At 35.2% G+C, this 5,402-nt stretch carries 4 protein-coding genes; 2 read left to right on the forward strand and 2 right to left on the reverse strand.

All coding sequences use genetic code 11. The features are described from left to right. Both ACFIL8_RS03455 and ACFIL8_RS03460 read left to right on the forward strand, forming a co-directional pair. Positions 1-778 (forward strand): DUF4175 family protein (locus ACFIL8_RS03455; RefSeq protein ID WP_375688922.1); only part of this gene is annotated, 778 nt, incomplete at its 5' end. A gap of 222 nt (positions 779-1,000) precedes the next feature. Next, the gene (locus tag ACFIL8_RS03460; protein WP_375612730.1) at positions 1,001-1,771 is read left to right on the forward strand and encodes a class I SAM-dependent methyltransferase; all 771 of its coding nucleotides are present in this window, start codon (positions 1,001-1,003) and stop codon (positions 1,769-1,771) included. A 901-nt stretch (positions 1,772-2,672) separates the two neighbouring features. On the opposite strand, the gene ACFIL8_RS03465 is transcribed toward ACFIL8_RS03460, so the two are convergent. Continuing rightward, on the reverse strand, positions 2,673-3,353 hold the full coding sequence (locus ACFIL8_RS03465; protein ID WP_375612220.1) for a response regulator transcription factor: 681 nt from the start codon (positions 3,351-3,353) through the stop codon (positions 2,673-2,675). A 907-nt stretch (positions 3,354-4,260) separates the two neighbouring features. Continuing rightward, positions 4,261-4,695: an EVE domain-containing protein gene (locus ACFIL8_RS03470; RefSeq protein ID WP_375612221.1), complete on the reverse strand. Its 435-nt coding sequence runs from the start codon at positions 4,693-4,695 to the stop codon at positions 4,261-4,263. Positions 4,696-5,402 lie beyond the last annotated feature (707 nt).

Here is a 5,402-nt window from a genome sequence, read left to right on the forward strand (position 1 = left end):
TTCTAAAAGCTCAAAAAGTCCTAATCTTTCTGAAGCTACATTACAAGAAAAGCTAAATTTAATTGAGGAAATGGCTAAAACAGGCTCTTCTTTAGCAGCTGAACAACTCTTGGCGGAAGTTGAACAGACGCTTGATCATTTGCATGTGCAAAAAGGCAATCAAAATGAGGGAGAAAAAAGCCAATCTGCACAAATGAAAGAAAAGATGGACCAGCTTGGAGATTTAATGCGTCGTCAGCAAGAAATTCTCAATGAAACACATCAGTTAGAGATGGAACAAAAACGCGGAGAAAATGTACCGGAAACACAAAAAAAATCTTTAAAAAAACGTCAAGCTGAATTGCAATCTGAATTATCAACATTAGAAAAAGAATTATCAGAACAAGGATTTGAAACAGGGGGCGCATTGAAAAGGGCAGAAGAAAAAATGAATTCTGCGGAAAATGCGCTTGATAATGGAAATCATCAGGTATCTATACAAAATCAGTCTGATGCTTTGGAATCTTTGAGGCAAGGTGCACAAAATGTTTTGAAAAAAATGCGCGAAACACTTAAAGAAACGGGAGATGATCAAAATGCTGATTTTGGTCCTAAAGATCCGTTAGGACGTCCACTTTCTTCAACAACAGATGAAGAACAAGAAGGCGAGGCACTACCACAAGAAAGTGATCAAATGCGTACGCGGCAGATTTTGGATGAAATTCGCAAACGTCTTGGTAAAGAGCATCTTTCAGAAGAAGAAAAAAACTATCTTGAAAGATTGCTTCATTTTAATTAACCAGTGTTGGCTTTTTTCTTAATTGATGTCAAAAACAGTATATGAAGAACCTCTATGGGGTTTATCTCCAAAAAAATGATTAAAGTGCTTGTAAGGCAATAATCATCCTGTTGTACTGATTTTTTAATCATTTAAGTTTAAAATATGCAATATTGAAATGTTCGCTATTGCGGAAAAAAAGCAGAAGTCCATATAGGTTTGGTATATGAAAATCTGTAATGTTTGAAATTTGTTTCTACATGGTATGTTGAGTTGGATATCGTTACGCTGAAAGATTTTTATGCTTCTGCACTTGGACTGCGTGTGCAAAAAACGCTGTGTGACCAATTGAATTTATGGTGGCCTGATCTTACGGATAAACGGATTATGGGATTGGGTTATGCACTTCCTTATCTTTCTACATTGCGTGAACGTGCCCAACAATGTTTTGCTTTTATGCCAGCTTCTCAGGGTGTTTCGCCTTGGCCTTGTTCTGAGCAAGTTGCTACAGCGCTTGTTTTTGAAGAAGATTTGCCGCTTCCGGATGCGTCAGTTGACTGTATTTTATTGGTACATGCATTAGAATATACAGAAAATTCATTTGAAACGTTGAATGAAATATGGCGTGTTTTAGCACCCAATGGCCACTTGATCGTTATTGTACCTAATCGCTCTGGCTTTTGGGCGCGCAATATTACTACGCCCTTTGGTTATGGCGAACCCTATAGTCGGCAACAAATTACTCGTTTGTTCGAAAAAACAAATTTTGTTTCTGGACCAATACAAGAAATTGTACACTATATGCCCTCTACGGGGTATTTTTCGCGGTTGCTCTCATTTTTTTACGAGCCATTTGCTCGCTATCTTTTGCCTTATTTTGGTGGACTCTTAATGTGTCAGGCACAAAAACGTGTTTATCAGGGTTTGCTCGTACAGCGTCGTCAGTCGCGACGTATTTTTATTCCTGCTTTATCACCACAGACAAGAAATATTTTAATTTATAAAGATAATTAATCATTTTGTCATTGTCATAAGAATCGTAAATATAGAGGCATTCTCTTATTTCAATTTTTTGCATTTACAATTAAAAAATATTCTTTTGTACATTAATATGTGGAATTGGTATGTGAATAAAAATCTCAAGTATCTATATACCGAACCATATTTCATGAATAGTGGAAACATTTTAAAAGAAAAAAATGCTGGTATCTTCGTAAACGTAAAAATAGCAGAGTCCAAGAGATCTTACATAATATGGTTTATGGTGGTTAAAAACTGTACAAGGAAGGATTACAATGCTTCTTATAAACCATCTCAAGTATCAAGGGCTCCTCTGCAACATCGAGATCTAACATAAGTGTGTGATGGTGCTGGCTTGTTCTTTTATAAGCGTAAAGATGGTGATGCCCAGTGGCTTTATCGTTAGGATAAACATTTAGCGTTATATCATGAATTATATAACCTCTTAAGAGGAGATAAAGTCATAAAGAATGGAGGAAAACTATAAAGATAAAAAACATCTCTCAAGTTAGGTTAGTGAATGTGAGATAAAGCAGTGCGTGGAGCGGTTTTTCTGAAAAAAATAATCATAAATAGCACTCATCTAAAGATGATAGTTATGATCAAGAATGTTGCTAAAAGATATCACGATTATTTATATGCGAAACATATTAAAAACTTTAGAAAGAACAAAAGCATGTGAAACAGAAGTTACAAAGTATATCGTGAGGGTTGAAAGCATTTTTGTTTTTGGTTCTCATGTTGGAATATTTCGTTTTTTATTCATAATGTTATATATTTTGTCATAAGAGTAAGTTCTATGTAATAGCATTCGAATTATATGCGAAGGTTTTTTCATCTCGTTTCTGTTTTCATTTAGAATATTAAAATTATTTTTGAAACAGAAAATCTCGAATTAAAGATTTAAACGGTAACCATTTTGATCTGTTATGAGAATTTGCGCATTGGAGGGATCGTTTTCGATTTTTTGTCGCAAACGATAGATATGGGTTTCTAAAGTATGGGTGATAATATTTTCATTATATCCCCAAACTTGTTCTAACAATGTTTCACGGCTGACAATTTTATCATTGGCATGATAGAGACATTTAAGGATCGCTGCTTCTTTTTCTGTGAGACAGATTTTATTGTTGCATTGATCAAGAAGAAGTTTTTGTCTTAGTTTAAAAGTATAGGGACCAATATGAAAGGTTGCGTCTTCATTTTGTTCATATTGGCGCAACTGTGCTCGAATTCTCGCTAATAACACCGCAAAGCGAAAGGGTTTTGTTACATAATCATTGGCGCCTGTTTCAAGATCTAAAATATTATCACAGTCTGTATCATAATTTATTATCATGATAATGGGGGCACGAAATCCTTGGGTGCGTAATTGTTTAACGGCTTTGTAGCCATCAAGATCAGGAAGTTGAAATCCCAAAATAGTGAGATCAATATTTTCTTCTTGGATTATTCTCATTCCCGCTTCTGCTGTTTTTGCTTGGAAAATTTTAAACTCTTGATGCATTTGCAATTGTTCTACTAAAATAGGGCGTAGATCATCGTCTTCAACGATTAAAAGAGTATAGTGGTTCATGTTTTTCCTTATAGGCATGTTGATGCACTGATTGATATAGTTTCATGAAAAATAAGATTTCATGCAAGAAAAATTAAAAGAGGAAAATTAAAAAAGAGCGCTTCTAAAAAATAAACTTTTATAATTTCTAATGGTTGCTTGCTGAAAAGACGGTATTCCGTCTGCAGGGTATTTTACGTATTGGTTGGAAGCGTTTTTTTATGTTCTAGAACGTGTTTTAGCTATTGAGTGTCATCATCTTTACGCTTTATGGAGAAACAAGGTGTGGCACTATCATTCACTTTGCCAGCTCGTGGGTGTTGCGGACAGTCCTTGGCACTTGAGACGATTCATAGGAGGAATTTTTAGTCCTTTCTTTCACGGTTTTTTCCATATGGGACTTTCTCCGTTTAGAATGTGCAAGCAAATAGCCTTTGATTGATTCAATATAAACAGGTTGGGAATGAGAGAATCCTGCGGTATGAGGCGCACTCGTCCAACATGCAAAACAATGAACACGCAATATGATGCGTTTTTTAAGCGTGAAGAGAATTGTGCAACACCTAGCACATATGCACTGTTTAGGAGAATTTCACGATCATTTTTATTGTTTTTTATCCACGTTCAGTTTTGTTTTTTTGTTGCATTTGTGTGTGAAGGGGCTGTGTGTTATGTTCGTGGTGTTGCTTATTATAATTGTTGAGCAAGCTTTGCCTTTAGCAATGCCGAAAAGATGCATCATAAAGAGGTTTTTTGTGTAATTTGGAAGGAGACTGTATTGAGAAAGAGTGCAGGATAAAAAATGACAAAAAAAATATCATATTTATGCATTTAGCATGAGAATACCTCAACAGAAGGAGGTGTTGTGCTTATTCTTCTGCGCTATGAAGCATCTTTTTATATGAGTTAATGAATAAAAATTATTGTTTTAAGATAAAAGCATTTCCCTCTTAAGGTTGCCCATCAAACAGACTTCTTTCCATTCATCTTCTGTCACGGGTTGCACTGATAAGCGGCTGGCTTTGACCAGCACCATATTTGCTAGTTTGGGATTAGCTTTAATTTGTTTTAATGAAACAGGTGTTGGCATGTCACAAAGTGCACGGATGTCCACACATTCCCAGCGTGGATCAGAGCTTGTAGAATCAGGGTGTGCTTCAGCACATATTTCTACAATTCCTACAATTTCTAAACCTTTATTTGAATGATAAAAAAAACCTTTATCACCATATTTCATAGTGCGCATATTATTACGAGCTTGATAATTGCGTACACCATCCCATTGTTCGCCATCAGCTCCTTTTTTCTTTTGCATCTCCCATGACCATTTATGGGGTTCAGATTTAAAAAGCCAATAAGCCATGAGTTCTCCTTTTTCATAGACTGTTATGTATTTATCATACGGATTTTTATAAGTATTTTCGTAATATCCTTAACGATAATTTTAAAAATGGGGTAAAGAATTTCTTATTTCAAAATAACTTGTATATAGAAAAATGCGCTCCATTGATATTTTATGTTGTATAAAGGTATTTTGCTTATCTTGTAGCAGAAAAATATATCAGTGTATCGAAGTAATAGACTTAAAATTGCTCAGCCATGTGGAAGCTTAATCATCTTTTCAGCTGCTGTTTGAAATGTAGTTACTATAGGATCATTGGAGCATTGCGTTGGAGAGAATTTAGCAAGAAAATTGGTTCTAAAAAGCTTTAAAATTACAATGACAATGAAACGAATAAATGGTCAAAGATGATGAGGTCAACGAATGGCATTCATATCTATGCTTTGTGGGATAGAGTGCGTCTTATTATGCTGTAAAATACCGTCATTTGAAGTGTAATGATATAAGGCAGTTTTTTGAAACATGAAGTTTTTAAGAATGTGTGGTGAATATTTAGGTTTACGTATCGATCTTTGGGTTAAGTGAATTGTGTGAGTGGGAAGCAGGTGGAATCTGCTCGATAGAGAATTCGGACTATCTATAGACCGGATTGAGTAGAAATCTTCGTTCTTTAAGATGTGTGTAGGACGTCAATTTTATTATGCTTTTGTTCCACGGCGACCCATCCC

This window comes from Bartonella sp. AP57NXGY, assembly GCF_042195805.1.
Lineage (GTDB): Bacteria > Pseudomonadota > Alphaproteobacteria > Rhizobiales > Rhizobiaceae > Bartonella.